General features: G+C 70.2%; 19 protein-coding genes and 1 pseudogene. 6 read left to right on the top strand and 14 right to left on the bottom strand.

Going from position 1 to position 23,913, the window contains the following annotated elements:
- Nucleotides 1-53: 53 nt before the first annotated feature.
- Nucleotides 54-472 (bottom strand): annotated as a pseudogene (locus tag ACFYNL_RS34150) (nucleotidyl transferase AbiEii/AbiGii toxin family protein); the annotation flags it as partial.
- A gap of 820 nt (nt 473-1,292) precedes the next feature.
- Here ACFYNL_RS34150 and ACFYNL_RS34145 point away from each other — a divergent pair.
- Complete coding sequence (locus tag ACFYNL_RS34145; protein WP_388810529.1) at nt 1,293-1,739, top strand: alpha/beta hydrolase; 447 nt, start codon at nt 1,293-1,295, stop codon at nt 1,737-1,739.
- A 110-nt stretch (nt 1,740-1,849) separates the two neighbouring features.
- On the opposite strand, the gene ACFYNL_RS34140 is transcribed toward ACFYNL_RS34145, so the two are convergent.
- The 4 genes from ACFYNL_RS34140 to ACFYNL_RS34125 form a co-directional block, all read right to left on the bottom strand.
- Nucleotides 1,850-2,872: a LacI family DNA-binding transcriptional regulator gene (locus ACFYNL_RS34140; RefSeq protein WP_388810527.1), complete on the bottom strand. Its 1,023-nt coding sequence runs from the start codon at nt 2,870-2,872 to the stop codon at nt 1,850-1,852.
- A gap of 63 nt (nt 2,873-2,935) precedes the next feature.
- On the bottom strand, nt 2,936-3,772 hold the full coding sequence (locus ACFYNL_RS34135) for an ATP-binding cassette domain-containing protein (protein ID WP_388810524.1): 837 nt from the start codon (nt 3,770-3,772) through the stop codon (nt 2,936-2,938).
- On the bottom strand, nt 3,769-4,791 hold the full coding sequence (locus tag ACFYNL_RS34130; protein ID WP_388810522.1) for an ABC transporter permease: 1,023 nt from the start codon (nt 4,789-4,791) through the stop codon (nt 3,769-3,771). The genes ACFYNL_RS34135 and ACFYNL_RS34130 overlap by 4 nt, the downstream gene beginning before the upstream one ends.
- Nucleotides 4,792-5,022: 231 nt before the next feature.
- A complete protein-coding gene (locus ACFYNL_RS34125; protein ID WP_388810519.1) occupies nt 5,023-6,039 on the bottom strand; it encodes a sugar ABC transporter substrate-binding protein in 1,017 nt (338 codons plus the stop codon).
- A gap of 245 nt (nt 6,040-6,284) precedes the next feature.
- On the opposite strand from ACFYNL_RS34125, the gene ACFYNL_RS34120 reads away from it, so the two are divergent.
- Together ACFYNL_RS34120 and ACFYNL_RS34115 are read left to right on the top strand one after the other, a co-directional pair.
- Complete coding sequence (locus tag ACFYNL_RS34120) at nt 6,285-7,247, top strand: carbohydrate kinase (RefSeq protein WP_388810517.1); 963 nt, start codon at nt 6,285-6,287, stop codon at nt 7,245-7,247.
- A gap of 52 nt (nt 7,248-7,299) precedes the next feature.
- Nucleotides 7,300-7,602 carry a putative quinol monooxygenase gene (locus ACFYNL_RS34115; protein WP_388810515.1) on the top strand — a complete coding sequence of 101 codons (303 nt, stop codon included), beginning with the start codon at nt 7,300-7,302 and terminating at the stop codon, nt 7,600-7,602.
- A gap of 6 nt (nt 7,603-7,608) precedes the next feature.
- Here the strand turns inward: ACFYNL_RS34115 and ACFYNL_RS34110 are convergent, their stop codons facing one another.
- On the bottom strand, nt 7,609-10,173 hold the full coding sequence (locus tag ACFYNL_RS34110) for a GH32 C-terminal domain-containing protein (protein WP_388810512.1): 2,565 nt from the start codon (nt 10,171-10,173) through the stop codon (nt 7,609-7,611).
- Between the two features lie 308 nt (nt 10,174-10,481).
- Nucleotides 10,482-11,750, bottom strand: coding sequence for a DUF418 domain-containing protein (locus tag ACFYNL_RS34105; RefSeq protein WP_388810509.1), 1,269 nt, complete (start codon nt 11,748-11,750; stop codon nt 10,482-10,484).
- 214 nt (nt 11,751-11,964) lie between these two features.
- Here ACFYNL_RS34105 and ACFYNL_RS34100 point away from each other — a divergent pair, with 214 nt between their 5' ends.
- Complete coding sequence (locus ACFYNL_RS34100; protein ID WP_388810507.1) at nt 11,965-12,168, top strand: hypothetical protein; 204 nt, start codon at nt 11,965-11,967, stop codon at nt 12,166-12,168.
- Nucleotides 12,169-12,243: 75 nt separating this feature from the next.
- A complete protein-coding gene (locus ACFYNL_RS34095; protein WP_388810504.1) occupies nt 12,244-14,019 on the top strand; it encodes an ABC transporter ATP-binding protein in 1,776 nt (591 codons plus the stop codon).
- A gap of 67 nt (nt 14,020-14,086) precedes the next feature.
- On the opposite strand, the gene ACFYNL_RS34090 is transcribed toward ACFYNL_RS34095, so the two are convergent.
- The 4 genes from ACFYNL_RS34090 to ACFYNL_RS34075 form a co-directional block, all read right to left on the bottom strand.
- Entirely contained in the window at nt 14,087-15,205 is a 1,119-nt protein-coding gene (locus ACFYNL_RS34090; protein WP_388810502.1) for a sensor histidine kinase, read from the bottom strand.
- Nucleotides 15,202-15,861 carry a response regulator gene (locus tag ACFYNL_RS34085; protein ID WP_388810872.1) on the bottom strand — a complete coding sequence of 220 codons (660 nt, stop codon included), beginning with the start codon at nt 15,859-15,861 and terminating at the stop codon, nt 15,202-15,204. The genes ACFYNL_RS34090 and ACFYNL_RS34085 overlap by 4 nt, the downstream gene beginning before the upstream one ends.
- 324 nt (nt 15,862-16,185) lie before the next feature.
- The gene (locus ACFYNL_RS34080; protein ID WP_388810869.1) at nt 16,186-17,487 is read right to left on the bottom strand and encodes an RICIN domain-containing protein; all 1,302 of its coding nucleotides are present in this window, start codon (nt 17,485-17,487) and stop codon (nt 16,186-16,188) included.
- A gap of 100 nt (nt 17,488-17,587) precedes the next feature.
- The gene (locus tag ACFYNL_RS34075) at nt 17,588-19,018 is read right to left on the bottom strand and encodes an endo-1,4-beta-xylanase (RefSeq protein WP_388810500.1); all 1,431 of its coding nucleotides are present in this window, start codon (nt 19,016-19,018) and stop codon (nt 17,588-17,590) included.
- 1,245 nt (nt 19,019-20,263) lie between these two features.
- Here ACFYNL_RS34075 and ACFYNL_RS34070 point away from each other — a divergent pair.
- A complete protein-coding gene (locus ACFYNL_RS34070; protein ID WP_388810498.1) occupies nt 20,264-21,691 on the top strand; it encodes a non-reducing end alpha-L-arabinofuranosidase family hydrolase in 1,428 nt (475 codons plus the stop codon).
- A gap of 62 nt (nt 21,692-21,753) precedes the next feature.
- Here the strand turns inward: ACFYNL_RS34070 and ACFYNL_RS34065 are convergent, their stop codons facing one another.
- The 3 genes from ACFYNL_RS34065 to ACFYNL_RS34055 are packed head-to-tail and all read right to left on the bottom strand — an operon-like array spanning nt 21,754 to nt 23,911.
- Entirely contained in the window at nt 21,754-22,611 is an 858-nt protein-coding gene (locus ACFYNL_RS34065; RefSeq protein ID WP_388810495.1) for a PhzF family phenazine biosynthesis protein, read from the bottom strand.
- Complete coding sequence (locus tag ACFYNL_RS34060) at nt 22,608-22,895, bottom strand: DUF1330 domain-containing protein (protein WP_388810492.1); 288 nt, start codon at nt 22,893-22,895, stop codon at nt 22,608-22,610. The genes ACFYNL_RS34065 and ACFYNL_RS34060 overlap by 4 nt, the downstream gene beginning before the upstream one ends.
- A 26-nt stretch (nt 22,896-22,921) precedes the next feature.
- Nucleotides 22,922-23,911 (bottom strand): ornithine cyclodeaminase family protein, encoded by a 990-nt coding sequence (locus ACFYNL_RS34055; RefSeq protein WP_388810490.1) that lies wholly within the window; start codon nt 23,909-23,911, stop codon nt 22,922-22,924.
- Between the last annotated feature and the right edge of the window lie 2 nt (nt 23,912-23,913).

The raw sequence follows: 23,913 nt of genomic DNA, 5'->3' as shown, positions 1-23,913 counted from the left end.
GGACTGCAACAACAGGGGAGGTGCGCGCGCGGCTGTCGCACACCTCGTTTCCGCAGGTCGCGGGGCGCTCCGCGGTCGGCGAGTGCGCGGACCTTGGTCCCGATCACGTCCTTCTCTGCGAGAACGAGCCCGTACGGGCTCTGGGCGACCGGCCGCCAGAAGATCTCCTTGAGGATGTCGACTTCGCATTCCTGCTCGGTGGCGGGCTCGGTCACGGTGAAGCGGGCGGACAGCGGCGCCGCCTCCAGTGCGTGCACCTTCCAGCAGCGGGCTTCCAGGCCGGCGCGGAGCGTGGCGGCGATGTCGGCCAGGGCGCCGGGTTCTCGGTGGCGACGTCGAGGTCCTGGCTGGGGCGGTTCACGAGGCGGTGCGCCCGCACGGCATAGCCGCCGGTGAGGACCAGGGGGTACGGGGAGCCGAGGGCGATCACATCCGCCCGGAGCCGCGTGTGCAGCTCCGGCATGTCCGTCATGCGGCTGCCTGGGTGCGGGAGGTGAGCTGGGGGAAGGCGTCTTCCCGGACGGAGCGAATGGAGGAGCAGGTCCCGCTTGAGGTAGCAGGGCAGGTCGTCGCGCAGGCTCTCGTGCAGCACGGTGCGGTACAGGCCCGTGCGTTGGCGAGGCTTGCTCATGTCGAATGAGGTCATCCCGGACCAGGCCATGTGCAGCGGCAGATCCACGACACCGTGGGTCGGCCCGTGCAGCTCGTCCAGCGACTCCGGCACACGGCGGCGGAACTTCTCCCGGTACAGCGCGAGGTCCTCGGCGTCCGCGCCTGGGACGTCCCTCGGGGGGATGCTGTGGGCTGGAGGGCATGACTCCTTTATGGCGGCCGGGGACATTGCGAGGGCCATGACGGGCGAGCCGGTGTCCGGAGCGAGCGGAGGCGGATCCCCGGGTGAGCTAGTTGCCGCAGGCTGCTCATCCCTGAGCAGGACGGGTTCTCGGCCCTGACGCTCGTTTGACGCTCTGGTCGTCTGCACGTAGGGCGATGAGCCGAGAAACTGGCTCTGACCAGAGCTTTTGTGGCATCCGTTCAGGCCGACATCGTCCCGATGACTCATCATGTGGAGTGCGTGGCGATCCTTGAACCGGCCGCGAAAGGCTCCTGACCTGCGGTTTTGCCCGTGCGCATGATGTGCGGTGTGGGCGTTACGGGCGATATCCTGACGCTGATATGACGCTCGTGACGCTCGTCCTGATGGGGTGTCAGGTTGTTTCATCGCCCAGCAGTGGGCGTCCGCCTGGCTTCCGGGCTCGCAGGGGAAGTTCGCTCACGGGTTCTCGCTTAGCGTGTGGTGCAGTGAGTGGGTTCCGTTCGAGACCCCCCAGGAGCAGCTCGCCAAGGGTCGGCGGGCCTTCCCCGAGCTCCCCCGCTCGGTCCTGGCCCAGGCGCCCCAGCTGCCGTTCCTGCGCCAGGCGTGTCAGGCATGGAACGTCCCGAAGGCACCCGACTCCGTACGTGAGGTCACTCGGAGCAGCATTCCCACGCTTGCCATCTCCGGGAGTTTCGACGCGCAGACCGGGGCGCAGTGGGGACGCTACGCGGCCCGGACACTCTCCCGCTCCACGGTGGTGACGCTGGCCGGTGTCGCCCACGGCACGTATGACACGCCGTGCGGGGCGAAGGTGATCACCTCCTTCTTCGACGACCCCGAGCACCCCGACACCCGCTGCGTGAAAACCGTGAAACCGGCGCCGTTCGCCATCGGCAGCGAGGGAGCCGACACCGGTGAATGAGGATCTGCTGTCGGCCGGCTCCGGCGCTCCGCGCTCCGCTGGGTCGCGTGGACGCACAGGGGACCCACGGTGGTCCCGTCCGTTCGGAGACCGGTGAGCCTCCTCCGTCTCTACGGCTCGGGAACGCGTTGCTCGCCCGAACCCCGGATGATCAGCCGGGTGGGAACGGTGATGGTGCGAGCCCGGGAGCGGTCGCCGTCGAGGCGGGACAGGGCGGTGGCCGCGGCGACGCGGCCGAGTTCCTCGGGGTTCTGGGCGACGACGGTCAGGGCCGGTTCCAGTGCCTCGGCGAGTGCCACGTCGTCGAAGGCGACGACGGCGACGTCCTTGCGCTTGCTGCGGGCGAGTTGGGCGACGATGCCGAGCGCCATGATGTTGTTGCCGGCGAACAGGGCCGTGGGGGGATCGGTGAGTTCGAGGAGTTGGGCGGTCGCGGCCTCGGCGCCCGGCTGGTCGTGGGCGTTGGCGACGAGCGAGCGGTCGTAGGGGAGGTCGGCTTCCTGCAGGGCGGCGCGGTATCCGGCGAGGCGTTCGCGGCGGGTGTACAGCTTGACGGGCAGGTCGCCGACGAAGCCGATGCGGCGGTGGCCGTGGGCGATCAGGTGGGCGACGCCGTCCTCGGCCCCCGCACGGTTGGAGCTGACGATGCTGTCCGTGGACAGACCCACTCCCGGTCGGTCGAGGAAGACGATGGGCAGTCCCGCCGTGCGGTGCGACTTGAGGTGGGAGTGGTCGGCGCCGACGGACGGCACGACGATCAGGATGCTGACGCGCCGGGCGAGGAACTTGTCCGTCAGGGCGCGTTCGCGGTCGGGGTCGTCCGCGGAGGAGCCCATGAGCAGGGTCAGTCCGCGTTCGCGGACGGCGTCCTCTATGGCCCGGGCCACGGCTCCGAAGAAGGGGTTGGCCAGGTCGGGGATGACCAGGCCGATGGTGGTGTCCGGGCCGCCGACGCGGATGTTGCGGGCCATGAGGTTCGGCTGGAAGCCGAGCTTGGCCACGGCGGCGAGGACCTGTTTCCTGGTCTGCTCCGAGGCGTATCCGTCCTCGTTGAGGACCCGGGAGACGGTCTTGGCGCTCACGCCCACTTCTCGGGCGACGTCTGCCAGGGTCGGGCGGCGGTTCGCTGCCATGGAGGAAACGGTCTCCTGTCTCGTCGGTTCCGGCCGCGGCCTCGGCCGGAACCTGTGAGTGCTTCAGTTGGCCTGGACTCCCGCGGCCTTCGCGGCCTCGGAATCCGCTACGACAGTACCCCCGGCCTCGTCGACGCTGAGCGCGCCGGTCATGATGGCGACGACCTCCGCCATGGAGTAGTCCGAGGGCTTGATCACGGCGGCACGCCGGCCGAGGCGGTGGACGTGGATCCGGTCGGCGATCTCGAAGACGTGCGGCATGTTGTGGCTGATCAGGACGACCGGCATGCCCTTGTCGCGGACGCGGCGGATGAGGTCGAGGACCTGTCCGGACTCCTTGACGCCGAGGGCGGCGGTGGGTTCGTCCATGACGACGACGCTGCGGGCCCAGGCGACGGCGCGGGCGACCGCGACGGCCTGCCGCTGACCGCCGGAGAGGGTCTCGACGGACTGGGTCAGGGAGCGCAGACCGATCTTCAGGTCGGCCATGTGCTCGGCGGCCTCCTGGCGCATGCGCTTCTTGTCGAGCATGCGGAAGGCGCTGCCGAGGATGCCGGGGCGGCGCAGTTCGCGGCCGAGGAACATGTTGGACGCGATGTCCATGGAGGCGGCCACGGCGAGGTCCTGGTAGACGGTCTCGATGCCGTGGGCGCGTGCGCTCTGCGGGCCGGAGAAGGCGATCGGCTTGCCGTTGAGGCGGATCTCGCCCGCGTCGGGGACCAACGCCCCCGTGAGGGCCTTGATCAGGCTGGTCTTGCCGGCGCCGTTGTCGCCGATGACCGCGAGGACCTCGCCGGGCAGCAGGTCGAAGTCGGCGCCGTCGATGGCGGTGACATGGCCGTAGCGCTTGACCAGACCGCGGGCCTGCAGGACAGGGGTGGGGGAGCCGGTGCTGGTCATCGGGCCTTCTTCCGGGAGATCTGGTCGACGGTCACCGCGAGGATCACCAGGACGCCGGTGATCAGGGTCTGGTAGATCGAGGCGACGCCCATCAGCTGCAGGCCGTTGCGGAACACCCCGACGATGAGGACGCCGATGAACGTGCCCAGCACCGAGCCGCGTCCGCCGAAGAGGCTGGTGCCGCCGAGGACCACGGCGGTGATGCTGTCCAGGTTGTCGGTCTGCCCGGCCTGGGGGTCACCGACTCCGGTGCGGGAGATGAGCAGCAGGGCGGCGATGCCGTACAGCAGACCGGCCACGGTGTAGACGCCGATGGTGAGGCGGGAGGTGCGGATGCCGTTCAGCCGCGCCGCCTCCGGGCTGTTGCCCAGGGCGTAGACGTGCCGGCCCCAACTGGTGCTGCTCAGGGCGTAGGCGAGGAGCAGGAACAGGGCGATCGTGACCAGCGAGCCGTAGGTGATGTCGGTGTTGCCGAGCGGGAACGTCTGCCCCAGGGCCGTCAGCGGGCCGGGCAGGTTGGTGACCGTCTGCTCCTCGGAGTAGATGTGGGTCAGTGCGAACGCCACGTTGAGCATGCCGAGGGTGACGATGAACGGCGGCAGCGGGATCTTCTGCACCAGCGCCCCGTTGAGCAGGCCGAAGCCGCCGCAGACGACCAGGCCCAGCGCGATGGCGGCGAGCGGTGGCAGGGAGCCCTCGGCGGCCATCTTGGCGATCATGATGCTGCCGAACGCCATCACGGCTCCGCAGGACAGGTCGATGCCCGCGGTGAGGATGATCAGCGTCTGACCGATGGCGAGGGTGCCGACGACCATGACCTGCTGCACGATCAGCGAGAAGTTCCCGCCGGTGAGGAACTGGTCGGTCGAGACGGAGAAGAAGACACAGGCCAGGAGGAGGGCGGCCAGCGGGCCGGTGGTCGGCTGCGTGAGCAGTCTGCGGACCGTGGTCGGTGCCTTGAGGTCGGCGTACGCCTTGGACGTCGAGGGTGTCGAGGGCGGCGTGGACGTGGCAGTCATGCGAGGTCCTTGTCGGAAGACTCAAGTCCTTGCCGTCCCTTGTCGGACGGCAGGAGGACGAGGGGGCGGCCGGCCCCGGTCGGGGAGGGGCCGGCCGCCCACTGAGGGGTGTCGAACGGCGGCAGCCACCGGGTTCGAACGGCGGTAGCTGCGGGCCGTCCAGCGGCGGCAACCGCAGTGCTTCGAACGGCGGCAACTGCGGGGTTTCGAGCGGCGGCTGGGGGCGGCGGCTCAGCCCCAGCAGTTCTCCAGGCCGTAGGCGGTGTCCTTGGACGTGACACCGTCCTGTGCCTTGTCGGTGATCAGCGTGACGCCGGTGTCGGTGTAACCGGACGCCTTCTTGCCGTCCTTGGCGTATGTCGCCACGGCCTTCACGCCCTCCGCGGCCATCTTCAGCGGGTACTGCTGCGAGGTCGCGGCGATCTTGCCGTCCTTGACGGCCTGGGTGCCGGTGCAGCCGCCGTCCACGGAGACGATCAGCACGTCCTTCTCCCGGCCCTTCGCCTTCAGCGCGGTGTACGCGCCGAGCGCGGCCGGTTCGTTGATGGTGTAGACGACGTTGATGTCGGGCGCCTTCTGCAGGCAGTTCTCCATGGCGGTCTGGCCCTTGGCCTGGTCGCCTCCGGTGTCCTGGGCGCAGACGACGTCCTTGTCGGTGGCGCCGAAGCCCTTCAGGAAACCGTCGTGCCGCTGGACGCCGACGGAGACGCCCGGCGCGAGGTCGAGGGTGGCTATCTTCGCCGTCTTGCCCTTCATGGCGGCCTTGGCGTACTCGCCGATCAGCTCGCCGGCCTTGAGGTTGTCGGTGGCGAAGAGGGCGTCGACCGCGCTCTCCGGGTCGGTCGGGGTGTCCAGGGCGATGACCAGGACACCCTTCGCCTTCGCCTTCTCGATCGCCGGCACGATCGCCTTGGAGTCGCTCGGTGTGATCAGGATGCCCTTCACCCCGGCGGCGACCATGTTCTCGATGGCGGTGACCTGGCCGGCGTTGTCTCCGTCGAACTTGCCCGCCGCGGTGGACAGTTCGACGCCGTGCTCCTTGGCGGCCTTCTCCGCGCCCTCCTTCATCTTCACGAAGAACGGGTTGGTGTCCGTCTTGGTGATCAGACCGACCTTGACGCTGCCCGATCCGGCGTTCGCCGAGTCCGATCCGGATCCGGATCCGCAGGCGGTCAGAGCGAGGGCCGCGACGCCCGTGCAAGCGGCGACTCTGAGCAGGGAGGAGGGCAGACGAGAGATGCGTGACATGAACGACTCCTGCGGGATTGCGGGCGAGCGGCCGGCATCGAGGCATGCCGTCCAAAGTGTCATCGTTGACTTATGTCATCGTTGACACTGCTTGGCGAGGATGATGGACTCCGTCTCCAGGCAACGTCAATGCCCTGGACCCGTCACAAATCGGCAACGCCCGCGGCGGTCGCCCGCCCGAACCCTCTCGGCGACTGCCCGCAACGTGCCCGTTCGGCCCGCGCGTTTCGAGAGAAGAGCAGCCCATGACCCCGCCTCGGATCACCGTCCTGGGAGAGTGCGTCGCCGACGCGTTCGCCGAACCCGCACACGCCCGGAACGAACTCGCCCTGCGAGTGCTGCCGGGCGGCGGACCGGCCAACACGGCCGTGTCCCTGGCCCGGTCGGGCACGCCGACCCGCTTCCTCACGCGGCTGTCGGGCGATGTGTTCGGCCGCCTCTTCCGCGCCCACCTGGAGGCATCCGGGGTCGATCTGTCGTACGCCGTCGAGGCCGCCGAGCCCAGCACGCTGGCCGTGGCCGAGCTGGATGCCCAGGGCCGGGCCACCTTCTCCTTCCATGCGCAGGCCACCGCCGACTGGCAGTGGACGAGCGCGGAACTGGCCGGGGTGGACCTGTCCGACACCGCGTGCGTGCACACCGGATCCCTGGCCCTGGTCAAGGAACCCGGAGCGGCTGCGGTGGAGGACTTCCTGGCAGCGGCCGCCCCCGGGGCGACCATCAGCATCGACCCCAACGTCCGCCCGCTCCTGGTGCACCCCGAGGTCTACCGCGCCCGGCTGGCGCACTGGTGCGGCCTCGCGGACGTGCTGCGGCTCAGCGAGGACGACCTGGGTTTCCTCCTGCCCGGAACGCACCCCGAGCAGGCGTGCGACACCTGGCATGCGGCCGGGGCGCGGCTCGTCGTGATCACGCGGGGTGCCGACGGCGCCCTGGCCTCGCTCGACGGGGAGCGGGTGCGGGTGCCCGCCGTGTCGACGCCGGTCGTCGACACGGTCGGTGCCGGGGACTCCTTCACCGCCGGTCTGCTGCACCACCTCGGCACTCACCGGCTCCTCGGCGGCCGGCTCACGGACGTACGTCTCGGCGATGTCGAGGCAGCCTGCCGGTTCGCGACCACGGTCGCGGCCCTGACCTGCTCGGTCGCCGGCCCGAACCCGCCGTGGGAGGGCCGGACGGCCCCGTCGGCGACCACCGCCGACGCCTGACGGACCGCATGTCGTCCACCTCGACTCCACCCACTGACAAGGACCCGAACCCATGACGAAGACCCTGCTCGCCGAGTTCACCGCCCGAGAGGGAGCGGAGGACGAGGTCGCCCGCCTGATCCGGGACTACGCCCTGAAGGTGCGCGAGGAGGAAGGAAATCTGGCCTTCGACGTCTACACCAAGGCCGCCGCCCCGCGCGCCTACTGGATCTTCGAGGTCTACCGGGACGAGGACGCCTTCCGGGCACACCTGGACGCCCCGTACGGCGCCCCGTTCAACGCCGCCCTCACTCCGCTGATCGAGGAGGACGCCTCCGTACTGACGTTCCTCGATCCGCTGGCCACACACCCGTGACCGGCGTCACCGCCAGATGGACTTCAGCTGCCACGCCCGCAGGCTGTCGAGGGTGGCGGTGCCGCCTTCGGCGAAGACCTCGACGCCGGTGCTGGAGGGGTCGGGGAAGATCTGGTCGGTGATCACGGCCTCGCCGTTGCCGCCGAACACCTCGACGGACGACCGGTCGACGAGGATGCGCAACTCGACCTGGCCGTTCCTGGCCTTCAGGGGGGCGGTCTGGACGCCGGTGGAGAAGGCGTTGTGGAAGTCGGCGGCTCCGGAGCGGGTGCGGTCGACGTACAGCTCCTGGGTCGTGGCGTCGTAGCCGATGACGGTCTCCTCGCCGCGCGCGCCGGTGCGGACCTTCAGGCCGAAGCGTTCGGCGTCCTTGAGGGAGAAGGTCGCTTCGATGTCGAGCGCCCCGCCCTGGGGCGTCCGGCTGATCAGGGGCTTGGAGGTGTTCTCGACGGTGACGCCGTACGCCGTCGCCGGGCGCTTGTTCCGCAGGGCCGTCAGGCTGCTCACCGGCGTGCTGGTCAGCCGGATCCGGCCGTCGACGGTGCGCAGGGCCATCTCGCGGGGGATGCTCTGCGCGCCGCGCCAGGGGGAGGTGGGGACGGAGCCGGCGTAGTCCCAGTTGCTCATCCAGCCGATCATGTAGCGCTTGCCGCCCGGCGCGTTCTCCCAGGACACCGCCGCGTAGTAGTCCTTGCCGTGGTCGGCCCAGTCGGCGCGCTGTACGACGGAGAGGGCGGGCTCGTCGGCGGCGGTGAACCGGTCGGCCAGGATGTGGCCCCAGCCGGCGGTGTTCCTGTCGACGACCTGGATCCGCGCCTGCTTGCCGAGGTACGGGCGCATGTCGAAGGACGCCCAGTCCAGGGCCTCGCTGTCGGTGCCGGTCGCGCTGCGGACGACCTCGCCGTCGACGAGCAGGTTGACGGACGTCTCCTGGGAGACACGCTGGGCCTTGGTGTCGGACAGCACGATGTGGTCGACGTTGAGATGGCCCCAGCCGCCGGTGTTGTCGTCGACGATTCTGATCCGCGCCTTCTTGCCGGCGAGGTCGCCCACGTCCCAGGAGGCCCAGTCGAGGGCTTCGGCGTCCTTGCCGGTGGCGGTGCGGACGACTTGGCCGTCGACGAGGAGTTCGACGGCGGTGGGGTTGTCGGAGCCGGCCGGGTGGTTGCCGCCGCCGATGAGGAAGTTGACGTACTTCTTGTCGATGGTGAACTCGGGGGAGGTGAGGGTGCCGGTGGTGGCGTCGCCGTTCAGGAAGGTGTTGGCCAGCCCGTCTCCCAGGTGTCCGGACACCTGTTGTTGGCCGGGGAGGGTGCCGGTGGCGGGTGCGGTGCCGAAAGCGTCGCCGGTCGCCGTCCAGTCGCCGTACGTTCCGCCTTCGAAGTCGGCGAGGACCGTGCCCTCGGGCGGAGTTGTGTCCATGACGGTTCCGGCCTCGTGGGGATGGCGCCCGCCACCGATCTTGAAGTTCAGGTAGGGGCTGGCGACGGTGAAGGAGGGGGAGGTGAGGGTGCCGGTGGCGCCGTCCCCGCCGTGGAAGCTGTTGGCGAGGCCCTTGCCCTCGAAGCCGGACACCGAACTCTGCCCGTCCACCGCCCCGGTTGCCGGTCCCTGGCCGAACGCGGTGCCGGTGGCCGTCCAGTCACCGAAGCCGGCATCCTCGAAGTCCTGCACGACCGTGCCGGTGGGCGGGGTGTAGGTGCCCTTGTCCTCGGCGGTGAACTTCGTGCCGTCGAAGTCGCCGATGAAGTACTGGGCGGCCGAACCGCCCGCGATGCCACCGGGGTTGAGGTTGACCACCAGCACCCACTTGATGGTGTTCTTGTCCCCGTCGACGGCGAGGGGGAACAGGTCGGGGCACTCCCACACGCCGCCCGTCGCGCCGGCCGGCCCGAACTCGCTGAGCTGCGTCCAGTCCTTGAGGTTCTTCGACGAGTAGAACCGCACCTTGCGCTCGGCGGACAGCGAGACCGTCATCAGCCAGCTCTTGGTGGGCGCGTACCACTGGACCTTCGGGTCGCGGAAGTCCTTCGACCCGATGTCGATGACGGGATTGCCCTCGTACTTGGTCCACGTACGGCCGCGGTCGGTGCTGTACGCGAGCGACTGTGCCTGCTTGCCGCCGTTCTTGTAGGCGCTGGTGTAGATCGCCACCATGGGCGGGTTCTTCTCCGTGCCGAACCCGGTGGTGTTGTTCCGGTCGACGACCGCGCTGCCGGAGAACACCATCTCCTCGTCGTCGTGCGGCAGGGCGAGCGGCAACTCCTCCCAGTGCACGAGATCCCGGCTCACCGCGTGCCCCCAGGACATGTCGCCCCAGGAGTTGCCGTTCGGGTTGTACTGGTAGAAGAGGTGGTACTCGCCCTTGTAGTACACGAGGCCGTTGGGGTCGTTCATCCAGTTCTTCTGCGGGGTGAAGTGGAACTGGGGCCGGTGGGTCTCGGTGTACGTCGGAGTGTCGGCCGCGAGTGCCGTCCGGGGGGCGAGCGGGGCTGCGGACAGGGCGCAGACGGTCGCCACCGCCGCCAACATCCGTATGCGGGCAGGCCGAAATACGCGTACAGAGCTCATGGTGTCTCCTGGTCCCGCGGTCGTCCGGGCAGCGGTGACTGCGGCCCTGGCCCGGACGGACCGATGAGTGACGCCTCGGGTCGGCGTCGACGTCCACGCCGCCGAACCGAGGTGTCATCGTTGACTTGTGTCATCGATGACATCGAGTGCCCGATTATGAGCCGCAGTCAGGTGACCGCGTCAACGGTGCGGACGTGATCGGGTCCCGTCGGCCACCCGTCGGCCGGGGCTCGTCGTCGTGGTGCGCCGGATCCATGAGCGGACCGGGCCGGGGTGGAGCGCGGCGGCGCCGCACCCCGGCCCGGGGTTCATCGGATGTGCTTCGCCGGCTTGGTGGCGGCGTTGAGCAGGTACTCCAGGGGGCCGCGGCGGAAGAAGCGGGACCAGACCGCGGCGAACACGATCGCTCCGAGGACGTACATGAGCAGCGGTCCCCATGACTGCTGGGTGCTGGTGCCGGCGGGCGTGGACAGCGCGGACTGCGCGAGGAAATGGCCGACGTAGGCGGTCAGGGACATGGTGCCCACGGCGATGACCGGTTTCGCCAGGCGGCGCAGCCGCGGCAGGCGGTCCATCAGCACCGTCGCGCCCACGATCACGAGGATCGCTACTCCGACGCTGCCGATGATGTCGAACGTGGTGCCGCTGTGCGGCCCGGCCGTAAGGAGCGACGACGCCGGCATCTCGGGGAACGACCCGCCGTCGAGGGGCATCGACCCGCTGCCGGGGGGCATCGAACCGGAGCTGCCGGACGACGACCCGTCCTCCGCCATGCTCCTCAACGCGTCCTTGCCGGCGAGCAGCAACGACATGCCGTACGCGGCCGCGGTGAGGGCGGCACCGAGCGCGGCCAGGCGCCGCTGCACCGTGCCCGAGGACAGGTCGAGACGGCCCAGCGCCATGCCCGCGATCACGAACGACATCCATGTGAGCGCCGGATAGAAGCCGCTGAGCAGCAGATCGAGCACTCCCACGTCGCTGAGCCGATGGAGCGGGTCGTAGGCGTTGACGCTCCGCCGGATGGGGTCGGTCACCAGCGAGTTCAGGACGAACGCCAGCTGCGGTGCGACCAGGGCGAACGTGGCCGCGATGATCGCGAGTGTCCTGGCGCGCAGCCGCACCAGGGGCAGGGCCAGCAGGAAGTAGACCCCGTAGAAGCCGAGGATGATCACTCCCCCGTACTCCATCGCCATCACGGTGCCCAGCGCCAGCAGCACCACGGCACGGATCGCGATGCGGGCTCTCGCCTGCCGCCCGGCCAGGCCGGTCTTGGGCTCGCGGCGGCCGGCGAGCAGCATCAGCGAGAACCCGGCGAGGGTGGCGAACAGGACCGACGAATGGCCGTCCGATAGGTACCGGATCCAGCGGGCGACGCCGGACGTGGCCGACAGCGGGGGGCCGATGTGCACGACGTACATGCCGAACACCGCCAGCGCGCGGGCCAGGTCCACCCCGACGAGGCGTCCCATCGAGGGCCCGGGCGACACCGCAACAGCGGCCTCGGGGGAGGTTCGGGGTGGCGGAGGCGCGTTCTCCCGCGGGGCTGACGTCTCCTGCGGCGGCTGTGTCTGTGTCATGAGGAGAACCTCGCGCGGACGTCAGGGGGCGGACCATCCGTCAGCCTTCGGTAACGCCCCCGCCGGGCGGCGGGCCCCGCCCTGCCGACCGGCGGAGACCCGTCCGTCGCCGGGTCCGGTGCGACCGAGTGGCTGTCTTCTTCAGCCACTCGGCGGGGGTGGACCCGAAAGGTGCCGGATGGGCGCGGGGCGGACGGGCTTCCAGGCTGAAGGCATGACACGCCGTGCGCGACACAACGAGCGCGAGCACCTCCCCGGAAAACCGGCCGACCTACCGGGCCGCGACGCCCGCCCTGGCAGGAGCGAGTTCCTGGAGTTCCTCGGTCTGGCGGCGGCGGCGGGCGCCTTCGTGCTGTTCGCCGTCCGTCCTGAGACCTCACAAGCGCTGGCGCACAGTCTCGCCGCGCTCGTCCCTTGATCCGACACCTGCTCACACCCCTGGTACGCCGGGCCGCTGATGCGTGCCCGACAGGCCACAGAGGAAAGGAACTCCGTGCACACCGCATCCGCCCCGACGACGGATGAGACCCCCCTGTCCCCCCGAGAAACGGCGGAGGCACTCTACGCGTACGTCCGGCCGCACCGGTGGGCCGTCGCCCTCGGCCTGCTGTGCGCCCTGGTCGGGGCCGCCGGAGGGCTGCTGCAGCCGCTCGCCACGAAGGCACTGGTGGACCGGCTGGCGTCCGGTGAGACCATCGCCGGGATCCTGATCGGGCTCACCGTGCTGGTGCTGCTGGGCACGGCCGTCGAGGCGTTCGGCGCGTATGTGCTGGAGCGGACGGCGGAGTCGGTGGTCCTGGCCGCGCGGCGCACCCTGGTGGGGCGCTTGCTGCGGCTGCGGCTCGCGGAGTGGGAGCGGACCCCGCCGGGTGATCTGATGTCCCGGGTCACCTCGGACACGACATTGCTGCGGGCGGTCAGCACCCAGGCGGTCGTCTCCGCGGCCACCGGTGCGGTGGCCTTCGTGGCGGCGATCGTGATGATGGCGTACCTGGACGTCGTACTGCTGGGTGTGACGCTCGGGGTGGTCGTGCTGGTCGGTGGGGCCGTCGCCCTCGTGATGCCGAAGATCGCCCAGGCCACCGAGCGGGCGCAGGAGGCGGTCGGGGAGATCTCCGTCGCACTGGAGCGGTCGCTCGGAGCGTTCCGTACGGTCAAGGCGTCCGGCGCCGAGGCGCGGGAGACCGCTCGGGTGGAGGCGGCGGCACGGCGGGCGTGGCGGCACGGTGTGAAGAGCGCGAAGTGGGAGTCCGTGGCGGGCACGGCCGACGAACTCGCCGTCCAGCTGGCCTTCCTCGCCGTGCTCGCGGTCGGCGGGGCGCGCGTGGCGTCCGGGGACATTCCCGTGTCCACCCTCATCGCCTTCCTGCTGTACCTCTTCTACCTGATCGAGCCGGTGTCGACGCTGATCGAAGCCGGGTCCTCCTATCAGGAGGGGGCTGCCGCGCTCTCCCGGATCGCGCAGGTGGAACGCCTGGCGACGGAGCAGGACGGTGCCCTGCCCGAGCAGGGAGCAGCGGCCCCTGGTCCGGCGTCGGTTCGCTTCGAGGAGGTGTCCTTCCGCTACCGTCCGGGCCTGCCGTACACCCACCGGCAGGTGAGCTTCGACATTCCGGGAACCGGGATGACGGCCTTCGTGGGCCCCTCGGGGGCCGGCAAGTCGACCGTGTTCGCGCTCATCGAGCGGTTCTACGAGGCCACCGGCGGCCGCGTGCTGGTCGACGGCAGGGACGTACAGCACTGGCCGCTGCCCGCGTTGCGATCCGCCATCGGTCATGTGGAGCAGGACGCCCCGGTGCTGGCCGGCACGCTGAGAGAGAACCTCGTCTTCGCCGCCCCCGGCGCCACGGACGACGACATCCGCGACGTCCTGTCCCGGACGAAACTCGACACCCTCGTCGAGCGCCTCCCCCATGGCCTGGACACCCCGGTCGGACACCGCGGCTCCCAGCTGTCGGGCGGCGAACGGCAGCGCGTCGCGATCGCCCGCGCCTTGCTGCGGCGGCCGAGGCTGCTGCTGTTGGACGAGGCGACGTCGCAACTCGACGCCGTCAACGAGCTGGCGCTGCGTGACGTCATCACGGAGGTGGCCCGCGAGACCACCGTGCTGGTGGTGGCCCACCGCCTGTCGACGGTGACCGGCGCAGACCGGATCGTCGTCATGGACGGCGGACACGTCCGGGCCGTCGGCACGCACGAGGAACTGGTGGCCCGGGACCCGCTGTACGCGCGGTTGGCGGCCACCCAGCTCCTCGCCCCCGCGCGATGACACCTCACCCGCCGGGTCGTCCGGTCGTCCCCCGGCTCCACTCCCCGGATGCGCAGGAGGGGCTCGGTCAGTCCGCGTCGAGGGGAATGCGCAGCCGCACCCGGTAGCCGCCCTCCGCGGTCGGACCCGCGTCCAGGGCGCCGTGCAGGATCTCGGCCCGTTCCCGCAGGCCGACCAGGCCCTGCTGCGAACCGGGCAGGGGCAGGGAGGGACGCGTGGGCGCGGTGTTGGTGACCGTCACTCCGACGTCATCGCCGTCCTGCCACAGCTCGACGCACGCGGTGGCGCCGGGGGCATGCTTGCGGACGTTGGTCAGCGCCTCCTGGACCGTACGGTAGAGGGCCCGTTGTGCGGGTGTGCCCACGGAGGCCGGCAACGCACCCGACAACTCCACCTGAGTGCCGCTGGACTCCACCAGTTTGCGCAGGTCGGCCAGGGTGGGCTGCGGGGTCAGCTCGGTGGCGTGGCCGCCGGAGGCGCGCAGCAGCGTGACCATGGTGCGCAGCTCGTCGAGCGTGGTGACGCTCAGCGAACGGATCGTGCGGGCGGCATCCTTGGCGTCCGCGTCGTTGGTGGCGACCTGCAGGGCTCCGGCCCGTACGGCGATGAGGCCGACCTGGTGGGAGACCACGTCGTGCATCTCGCGGGCCAGCTGGGCGCGTTCGCGGGCGAGGACGGCCTGGGCGTGCAGGGCCCGTTCGTGCTCCCTGGCCTCCTCGATCTCGGACAGCCGCCGCGCCAGGTCCCGGTGCGCCTGAAGAAGCTGCGCGAAGAGGACCGGTGCGCCGGCGGTCGCCAGGCTGTACACGAAGGTGACCAGCGTCATGGTCCGGCCGACCTCGGTGAGGCCGGCCAGGGGCCACGGAGTGCTGTTCGCGACGGCGGTCAGGGCGACGCACACCGCGAGGAGAGGGCGGTTGCGGGAACGCTCGGCCAGCGTGAACAGCGCCACGAGCGGAGCGACGGCGACGGGCTGCGTCAGCGCGATGGGCAGGGTGAGCACGAAGACGCCGAGCGGGAACCGGCGCCGGAAGATCAACGCGGCGCAGCCGAGCGTGGCCAGCGCGACACCGAAGCGCGTGTCGTCCCACAGGTTCAGCCACACCTCAACGGCCGCGACCGTCACCAGGACGAGGTCGACGACCGGCGCGGGCACCCGCCGCCACAGCGCGCGGGCGCGATTCACCGCCCGGCCTCCGACCGGGGGTGCTCGTCGAGCAGCCCGGCCCGCTGCGCCAGCAGCGCGGCCTGCACCCGGCTCGTGACGCGCAACTTGGTGAGGATGGCGCTGACGTGGTCCTTCACCGTGCCGGCACCCAGGTGGATGCGTGCCCCGATGTCGGCGTTCGACAGCCCCTCCGCCACCAGGACGAGCACATCCCGCTCACGCGCGGTGAGCAGCCGGACCCGGGCGGCCTCCTCATCGACGGCCGTCCCGGTGCCGGGGTGACTGTGCAGCAGGGTCCGCGACGCCTTGGGGGAGAGCACCACGCCGCCGGCGGCCAGGGTGCGCACCAGGTGGGCGAGCTGCTCCGGCTCGGTGTCCTTGAGCAGGAAACCGGCCGCACCGCAGTGCAGCGCGGTCACGATGTACTCGTCGGCGTCGAACGTCGTCAGCATCGCCACCACCGGCGGATCCGGCATCGTCCGCAGCTCGCGCAGCACGGTGAGCCCGTCGACGTCCGGCATCCGGATGTCCAGCAGCACCACGTCGGGCCGCTCCCGCCGGACGGTCTCCACGGCAGCGCCGCCGCTCGCGGTCGCGACGACGTCGATGTCCTCGGACGCGCCCAGGATGAGTTCGAAGCCCGAGCGGACCAGTGCCTCGTCGTCCACCACCACTACCCGGATCACGCGCTCCGCCTCACGTTCGTTCGTGCCGTCCGACCTCTGCCGTCTCGACCCTAAAGCCATGCGGAGCCCGCGCGGCCCGACGAGCGGCGCCTCCAGCCACACGGCGGGGTAGCACCCACCGGTCGGCAGGGACGCCGCAGTCTCCTGCCGGACGGTCCATGATCGCCCCCGTCTGCGGGCGGAGTGGCATGACACGGCGCCCGGGCTCCCCGCCACTCCCGGCCGAGGTGCCGCCCCCTGCTCGCGCGCCCTGACATGGGACGGCGGGGTGGAGCCAGGATCGTCCTGGCTCCACCCCGTGGTGCGGACGTGTCACTGGAACTGTGCGAAGAACCTCCAGATCTCTGCCTTGGTCCACGTGGTGACGCCGCTCTCGTTGGGGGAGCCGTCGACCGGACCGGGTATGTGACCTCCGTCGAACGCGGCCCACTGGACCGGGTATCCGGCGCGGCAGCCCGAGTAGGCGGTGGTGATGTGCGTGCGGCTGCCCTGCGCGGGCTCACGCGGGCTCTGGGGGGTGCAGCCGTTGTTGCTGACGAACTTGTCGCGCAGGGACCGTCCTTGCCCGATGTTGAGGACGTTGTCGCTGATGCCGTGGATGCCGAAGTAGGCGATGGGCTGGGTGCCGCCGCTGCATCCGCTGATCTGGGCGCCGGAGATGACCGCGACGGCCCGGAAGACGTTGGCCCGGCTGCACGCGAGTGCGTAGCTCATCCCGCCGCCCCAACTGAACCCGGTGGCGAAACGCTGTGCCGGGTCGACACAGAGGCCGCCCTCGATGCGCCGGATCATGTCGTCGACGAAGGTGACGTCCTCACCGCCGGAATTCGCCCAGCCGTTGCCGAGGCCCTGGGGGGCGACGAGGATCGCGGAGTTGTTCGACTGTTCCTGCTGCCCGTAGTAGGACCAGGCGCTTCCGCTCGTACCGCCGGAGGCGACGTCGCCGGCTGTTCCGCCCCGCCAGTGGAACGCGAAGATCAGCCGGTAGCGGTGGCTGCTGTCGTAGTTGGCGGGAACCCTGAGGATGAAGCTGCGGCTCTTGCCGCCGCTCTGGATCGTGTGCGTACCGCTCGCCAGGGTCGGGGCGCTGCCGCAGGCTCCGCCGCCACCGGACGACAGCTTGACCAACTGCCACTGCTGGTTGGCGCCGCCCCAGTCGGCGTACTGGACGACGTTGCCGCCGTCGGCGGTGGAGGCGCCCTGCACCTCCACCGCCTTGCCGCTGGTGCGGTTGATCAGCCGGACGTGGCCGGCGGCGGAGTCCGCCAGGCGGAACTGCTGGTTGGCCCCGTTGTGGTCGGCCCACTGCTGGATCGCGGCACCGTCCGCGGTCGAGGCGCCGGCCACGTCCAGGACCTTGCCCGAATGCCGGGCCTTGAGGCGGTAGAAGCCGTCGCCGGAGGCCACGAACTGCCACTGCTGGTTGGCTCCGTCGCCGCGCGTCCACTGGCTGACCCGCGCGCCGTCGGCGGTGGAGGCGCCGGAGACGTCCAGTGCCTTGCCGCTGTTGCGGTTGACCAGGACGTACCAGGCATTGGTGTCCACCGTCGCCGCCTCGGCAGGCGCCGGACTCACCACGGTGAGCATGCCGACCGCGAGGGTGGCCGCCACCACGGCGGCGATCCGGGACCACCAGCGATGTCGTCCCGCAGGGGCGGGGGACACCGCACCGTGAGTCTTCATCGATTCGCCCTTTCGTTCGTGGCAGGGCCCATCAGGTGCGGGTCCAGCGCTGGTTGCCGCTGTTCGAGCAGGAGTAGAGCTGGATCAGGGTGCCGTTGGCGGTACCGCCCGCGACCGCGTCGAGGCAGAGGCCGGACTGGACGCCGACGATGGACCCGTCGGAGTTGAGGCGCCATTTCTGGTTGTCGCCGCCCCAGCAGCTGTAGATCTGGACTTTGGTCCCGTTGCCGGTGCCGGCGGCGTCCAGGCACTTGTTGCCATAGACCCTGAGCTCGCCTGCGGCGGTGTGCGTCCACTGCTGGTTGGTGCCGTTGTGGCAGTCCCACAGGTGGAGCTGGGTGCCGTCCGTGGTGCTGGTGCCCGGCACGTCCAGGCAGCGGCCCGACCCGACGCCCTTGATCTGTCCGGAGCCCGAAGGCGGCGTGGAGGAGCCGCCGTTGAGTGCGTCGAGGACGGCGGTGTAGGCGGGCTTCTTGCTGCCGTCGCGGTTGAACAGCAGCGGCGTGTGCTCCGGCCGCCAGGAGTCGGAGTCGCGCACACCCCAGACGGTGATGCCGAGGCAGCGCGGGACGGCCAGGCAGTCGTTGGTCACGGCTGCGTAGGTCGAGGCCGGGGCACCCTGGATGTCGAGTTCGGTGACGGCCACGTCGACGCCGAGGGCGGCGAAGTTCTGCAGGGTGGTGCGAAAGTTGCTGTTGTAGGGGCTGCCGCTGTTGAAGTGCGCCTGGAAGCCCACGCAGTCGATCGGCACGCCGCGCTGCTTGAAGTCGCGGACCATGGCGTACATGGCCTGGGTCTTGGCCCACGTCCAGTTCTCGACGTTGTAGTCGTTGTAGCAGAGCTTGGCGGCCGGGTCGGCGGCGCGCGCGGTGCGGAACGCGACCTCGATCCAGTCGTTGCCGGTGCGTTGCAGGTTGGAGTCGCGCCGGGCGCCCGAACTGCCGTCGGCGAACGCCTCGTTCACGACGTCCCACTGGGCGATCTTGCCCTTGTAGTGGCGCATCACGCCGTTGATGTGGTCGATCATCGCCTGGCGCAGCGAGCTGCCGCTGAGGGCCTGCATCCAGCCGGGCTGCTGGGAGTGCCAGGCCAGGGTGTGACCGCGCACCTGCTTGCCGTTCTGCACGGCCCAGTTGTAGACGCGGTCACCGGCGGCGAAGTTGAACTGGCCCCGCTGGGGTTCGGTGGCGTCGATCTTCATCTCGTTCTCGGCCGTCACCGAGTTGAACTCGCGGGCCGCGATCGCCGTGTACGCCGAGTCGCCCAGCCTGCCCGAGGCGATGGCGGTGCCGAAGTAGCGGCCGCTCTGGGCCGCCGCGGCGCCGAGCGTGCTCTCGGCCGCGTGTGCGGTCGGCGGCGCGGCCAGTGCACCGACCGTACCGAGGGCGCCGATGACCAGGGCCGACAGCACGCTGCGGATCCTCAGGCGGACAAGGTGTCTGGGAAGGGCATACGAGCCCATGTGCGTGCCTCCAAGGTAGACATCACGGAAGGACTGAAGGGCGGGGGATTGCACCGTCCGCTCCCGTGCGGCAGGCGGACGGAGCCGGTCGGAGCCCGGACAGCGCCACATCACCGGACACCGCGGTCACGGGACCGGGACGGCCCCGGCCGGCCCGGGCCGTACCCGGTCGACCGTCGGGTGACGTACGGCGGGCGGCGGCGGTGTGCCGACACAGGCATGGGGTACTCCATCGCGGCTCGGCCGGGGGACCGTCACGCGGCGTCGCGTACCTCTCCACCTGGGCGAAGAGCCAGGATGCGCTGGTGCGAACCTCACCGGGACAACAACGGGGTGGCGCAGGTGCGTTGGTGCGCGATCTGTCGTGCGGCTGTGCAGGGATCTCCGTGCGGCACGGATCGGCCGGGGCCGAGGGGATTCGATGCGATTCGACATATCGAACAGCGGCCGCTTCTCAGACAGGGAGATTGAGGGATTGACGATGCATCGTCAATACTCTTCGCGGAAAAAGTTTCCGCTTCTACTTCGCAACTTTCGAAGTCCCGTTGTACCGGGTGGCGGACTCGCGGCGCCGTCGCGCGGCGGATGTGGGGTGCTGGGGCCGAGGGTGTGCGGGCGGATGGATCGGCGCTGTACTGACCAGGGCCTCTTTCATGGTGCCGCTCGGGGCGTCGCGAACGGACCGCATTCAGGTTCGGGTGGCGATCCTCAAGAGGGTCACCGGGGTGCCTTCCGGTGTCTCGGCCGGCGATCCGGCCGAGTGAGTGGCATTAAATGCCTCGAATGTTTCGGCCAATATAGCGACACATGCGCGAGGTATTGACGCCGCGCACCTGTTCCTTATCATTCAGATCGCTCGACACCTCGACCTTTGTTCGAAATTGCGAATGCATCTGAGTCGCTCCCTCGCACGGTGGGGCAACTCCGGATCACTGCCCGAGCGTGGAGCCGCACGGGGGCCGTGTCGCGCACGTGTGTCATGGCCTCGCCAAACCCCTCCGTGGCCAGGAGAAGCATGAACCCGCTCCCACGCTTCGGACGTCGCTGAGCAACGGTCTCCACCCCGGCGCCCACCCGCCCGAAGGCGCCGAGTGCCACCGGTCTTTCGAAGGTCGCGAAGGGCCGGAAGCCATACGCGGTCTGCCGTGGTGTTCACAGGCCGCCGCACGCCGTACCGCACCGACAGTCCGGACCACCTCTGACGAGGCCGACCGGAGCCGCCTACTCAAGGTTGAGGAAGTCCCCATGCATACAGCGAGTTTCAGCCGCAGGCATCCGTCTGCGGTGCTGGCCGCCGCGGTCGCGGTGCTGGCCGCGCTGGCGGCGATGCTCGTCGCCACCCCGGCCCAGGCGGCTTCCACCGGCGCCTTGCGCGGTGTCGGTTCGAACCGGTGTCTCGATGTGCCCGGCGCCAGCCAGACCAACGGCACGTACCTGCAGATTCATGACTGCTGGGGCGGGACCAACCAGCAGTGGACGCTGACGGACAGCAACCAGCTCACCGTGTACGGCAACAAGTGCCTGGATGTTCCGGGCCACGCCACCACGTCCGGTACCCGGGTGCAGATCTGGAGCTGTTCCGGCGGTGCGAACCAGCAGTGGCGGGTCAACGCCGACGGCACCGTCGTCGGCGTGCAGTCCGGGCTCTGCCTGGAGGCTGCGGGCGCCGGTACGGCCAACGGCACAGCGGTACAGATCGGGACGTGCAACGGCGGCAGCAACCAGAAGTGGACCGGCCTGTCCGGGACCCCGACCCCGCCGGACGGCACGTGTGCTCTTCCGTCGACGTACCGGTGGACCTCGACGGGTGTGCTGGCACAGCCGGCGCACGGGTGGGCCTCGGTGAAGGACTTCACCACCGTGACGCACAACGGCAGGCACCTGGTCTACGCGTCGAACTTCTCCGGCTCGTCGTACGGCTCGATGATGTTCAGTCCCTTCACGAACTGGTCGGACATGGCGTCGGCCGGTCAGACCGGTATGAGCCAGGCCGCGGTCGCGCCCACGCTGTTCTACTTCGCGCCCAAGAACATCTGGGTGCTGGCGTACCAGTGGGGTGCGTGGCCCTTCATCTACCGCACGTCGAGCGACCCCACCAACCCCAACGGCTGGTCCGCCCCGCAGCCGCTGTTCACCGGGAGCATCTCCGGCTCCGACACCGGCCCGATCGACCAGACCCTGATCGCCGACGGCCAGAACATGTACCTGTTCTTCGCCGGTGACAACGGCAAGATCTACCGCGCGAGCATGCCGATCGGGAACTTCCCGGGCAACTTCGGATCGTCGTACACGACGATCATGAGCGACACGAAGGCCAACCTCTTCGAGGGCGTGCAGGTCTACAAGGTCAAAGGCCAGAACCAGTACCTCATGATCGTCGAGGCGATGGGCGCGAACGGGCGCTACTTCCGCTCCTTCACGGCCTCCAGCCTCAACGGCTCGTGGACCCCGCAGGCCGCCACCGAGAGCAACCCCTTCGCGGGCAAGGCCAACAGCGGTGCCACCTGGACCAACGACATCAGCCACGGCGACCTGGTCCGCAACAACCCCGACCAGACCATGACCATCGACCCCTGCAACCTGCAGTTCCTCTACCAGGGCAAGTCCCCCACCGCGGGCGGCGACTACAACCGACTGCCGTGGCGGCCGGGTGTCCTCACCCTGCGGCGCTGACCTACCTCACCGCTCCGAGGAACCCCAGCCGTGCGGCGGCCGGGGTTCCTTGTCGCCCGGGATCACACATCGACGGTGCCCCGGACACAGGTGAGGGAGCGGCCACCGACCCACACCTCTGCCTCGTGGGCCTCGATGGTCACCACGCCCTGGCGACGGACGCGGCCGCCCTGCCCGGCGCGGTAGCTGCGGGGGGCGGCGCCGGCGCGGATGAGCCACTGGGCGATACCGGCGTGCAGACTTCCCGTCACCGGATCCTCCCGTACACCCGCGGGCACGGCGAAGGCTCGGACCTCGAACGCGACGGGTGAGCCCTCGGGGTGGGCGCCGACCACGCCGAGCATCAGGTCGCCCATGTGACGGTCGTCCGGATCCAGCGCCAGGACCTCCTCGGCGGTGGCCAGTCGCACGGCCGCCCAGCCCGGCCCGTTGTCCACCCACTGGTGGTCGACGATCCGCTCCCTGCCGATCCCGAGCCCCCGGGCGATCCGGTCGAGGTGCGCCGAGTCCAGCGGGCCGTCGCGCTTGAGGTCGGGCGCACGGAAACTCAGACCGCCGTCGGACCGCCGTATGTCGATCAGCCCGAGCGGACACTCCTGGACCAGCTTCCCCGGCGACTTCGGGACGCCACCCGCCTCCAGCCACGCGTGGGCGGAGCCGAGCGTGGGATGACCGGCGAACGGGATCTCGCCGCCCGGGGTGAAGATGCGCAGACCGTAGTCGGCCTCACCGGAGGTGGGCGGTACCACGAAGGTCGTCTCGGAGAGATTGGTCCACCTCGCGAGCCGGGCCATGTCCCGGTCGCTGATCCCGTGGCCGTCGAGGACGACCGCGACGGGATTGCCGAGAAAGGGCTCGTCGGTGAACACGTCGACCTGGGAGAAGGCCCGGGTGCGCGGGCCGTGCGCGGCTGAGGTCACTCGCCCTCCACCAGGATCAGGTCCATATGGGTGCCGTCACGCAGCGGGACGATGTCCCGGTACTCGGGCGAGGAGTACCACTGTCTGGCCTGGTCGGCCGTCGGGAACACCATCACCGACAGATGCGTGGGCTTCCAGTCGCCCTCCAGCACCTCGAACTCACCACCACGGATCATGAATCCGCCGCCGTACAGTTCCAGCGTCCGGAGCACCTTCGCGCGGTATTCCGCCATACGTTCCTCGTCGCCGATGACTCCGACGTTGCCGATCAGCAATGCGGTCATACGCCCACTCCCTCGTCTCCGGTGGTTCAGCAGGTGAAGTCGGTGACCGTGCCGATGCCGAGGCGCCGGGCAGCCCGTACGACGGCGAAGCCGGACGCGACGTCCTGGGCCGCCATCCCCAGCGACTTGTAGAGCGTGCGCTCGGCCGGGTCCGTACGGCCGGGGTGCTTGCCGAGCAGCACCTCGCCGATCTCGGTCAGCGGCCGGTCGGCCGGCACGAGGCCCGCCTCCACCGGAGCAGCGAGTTCCGAGGACTCGCGCAGAGCGCCTTCCCTGCTGTCCACGAACACCGTGCAGGACGCCACCGCGGCCGCGTCGAGTTCGCGCTTGCCGGGCACCGAGGATCCGACCGCGTTGACATGCGTTCCCTCGGCCAGGTCCCCGGCGCTCACCACGGGCTCGGTCGTGTCCACCGTCGTGCACACCAGGTCCGCGCCGTACAGCGCCTGGGCAGGCGTGCCCATCGTCTCCACCGCGACGCCGGCCTCCGTACGCGCCCACGCGACGAACTCCTCGGCGCGCGCCGCCCCCCGGTTCCACAGCCGTACCCTGCGCAGCTCCCTGATCTCGCGCAGCGCCAGGAGATGAGCGCGGGCCTGGGTGCCGGCCCCGATCAGAGCCAGGTCGCCGGCGTCGGGCAGGGCCAGCGCGTCCGTGGCGACGGCCGACGCGGCAGCCGTACGCAGCGCGGTCACCGCCGCCCCCTCCAGCATGGCCAGCGGCTGACCGGTCTCGGGGTCGAACACCACCACCACACCCACGTGCGTCGGCAGTCCCCTCGCCGCGTTGCCAGGAGCATGCAGCACGGCCTTCAGCCCGTAGCCGGAGTCGGACTCACCGCCGACATGGCAGGGCATGGCGGCGAACAGCGAGGTGTCACGTCCTGACGACAGGACCGTGCGCACCGGCTGGACGACTTCGCCGGCGCTGTAGCGGCGCATCACCTCGGCCACCACCCGGTACGCCTCCGCCACCGGGAACGCCTCGCGTACCTGGTCTCCACTCAGCAGCAACATGG

The organism is Streptomyces sp. NPDC007808 (assembly GCF_042868655.1).
Classification (GTDB): domain Bacteria; phylum Actinomycetota; class Actinomycetes; order Streptomycetales; family Streptomycetaceae; genus Streptomyces.
This window is presented reverse-complemented; position numbering and strand designations above follow the sequence as displayed.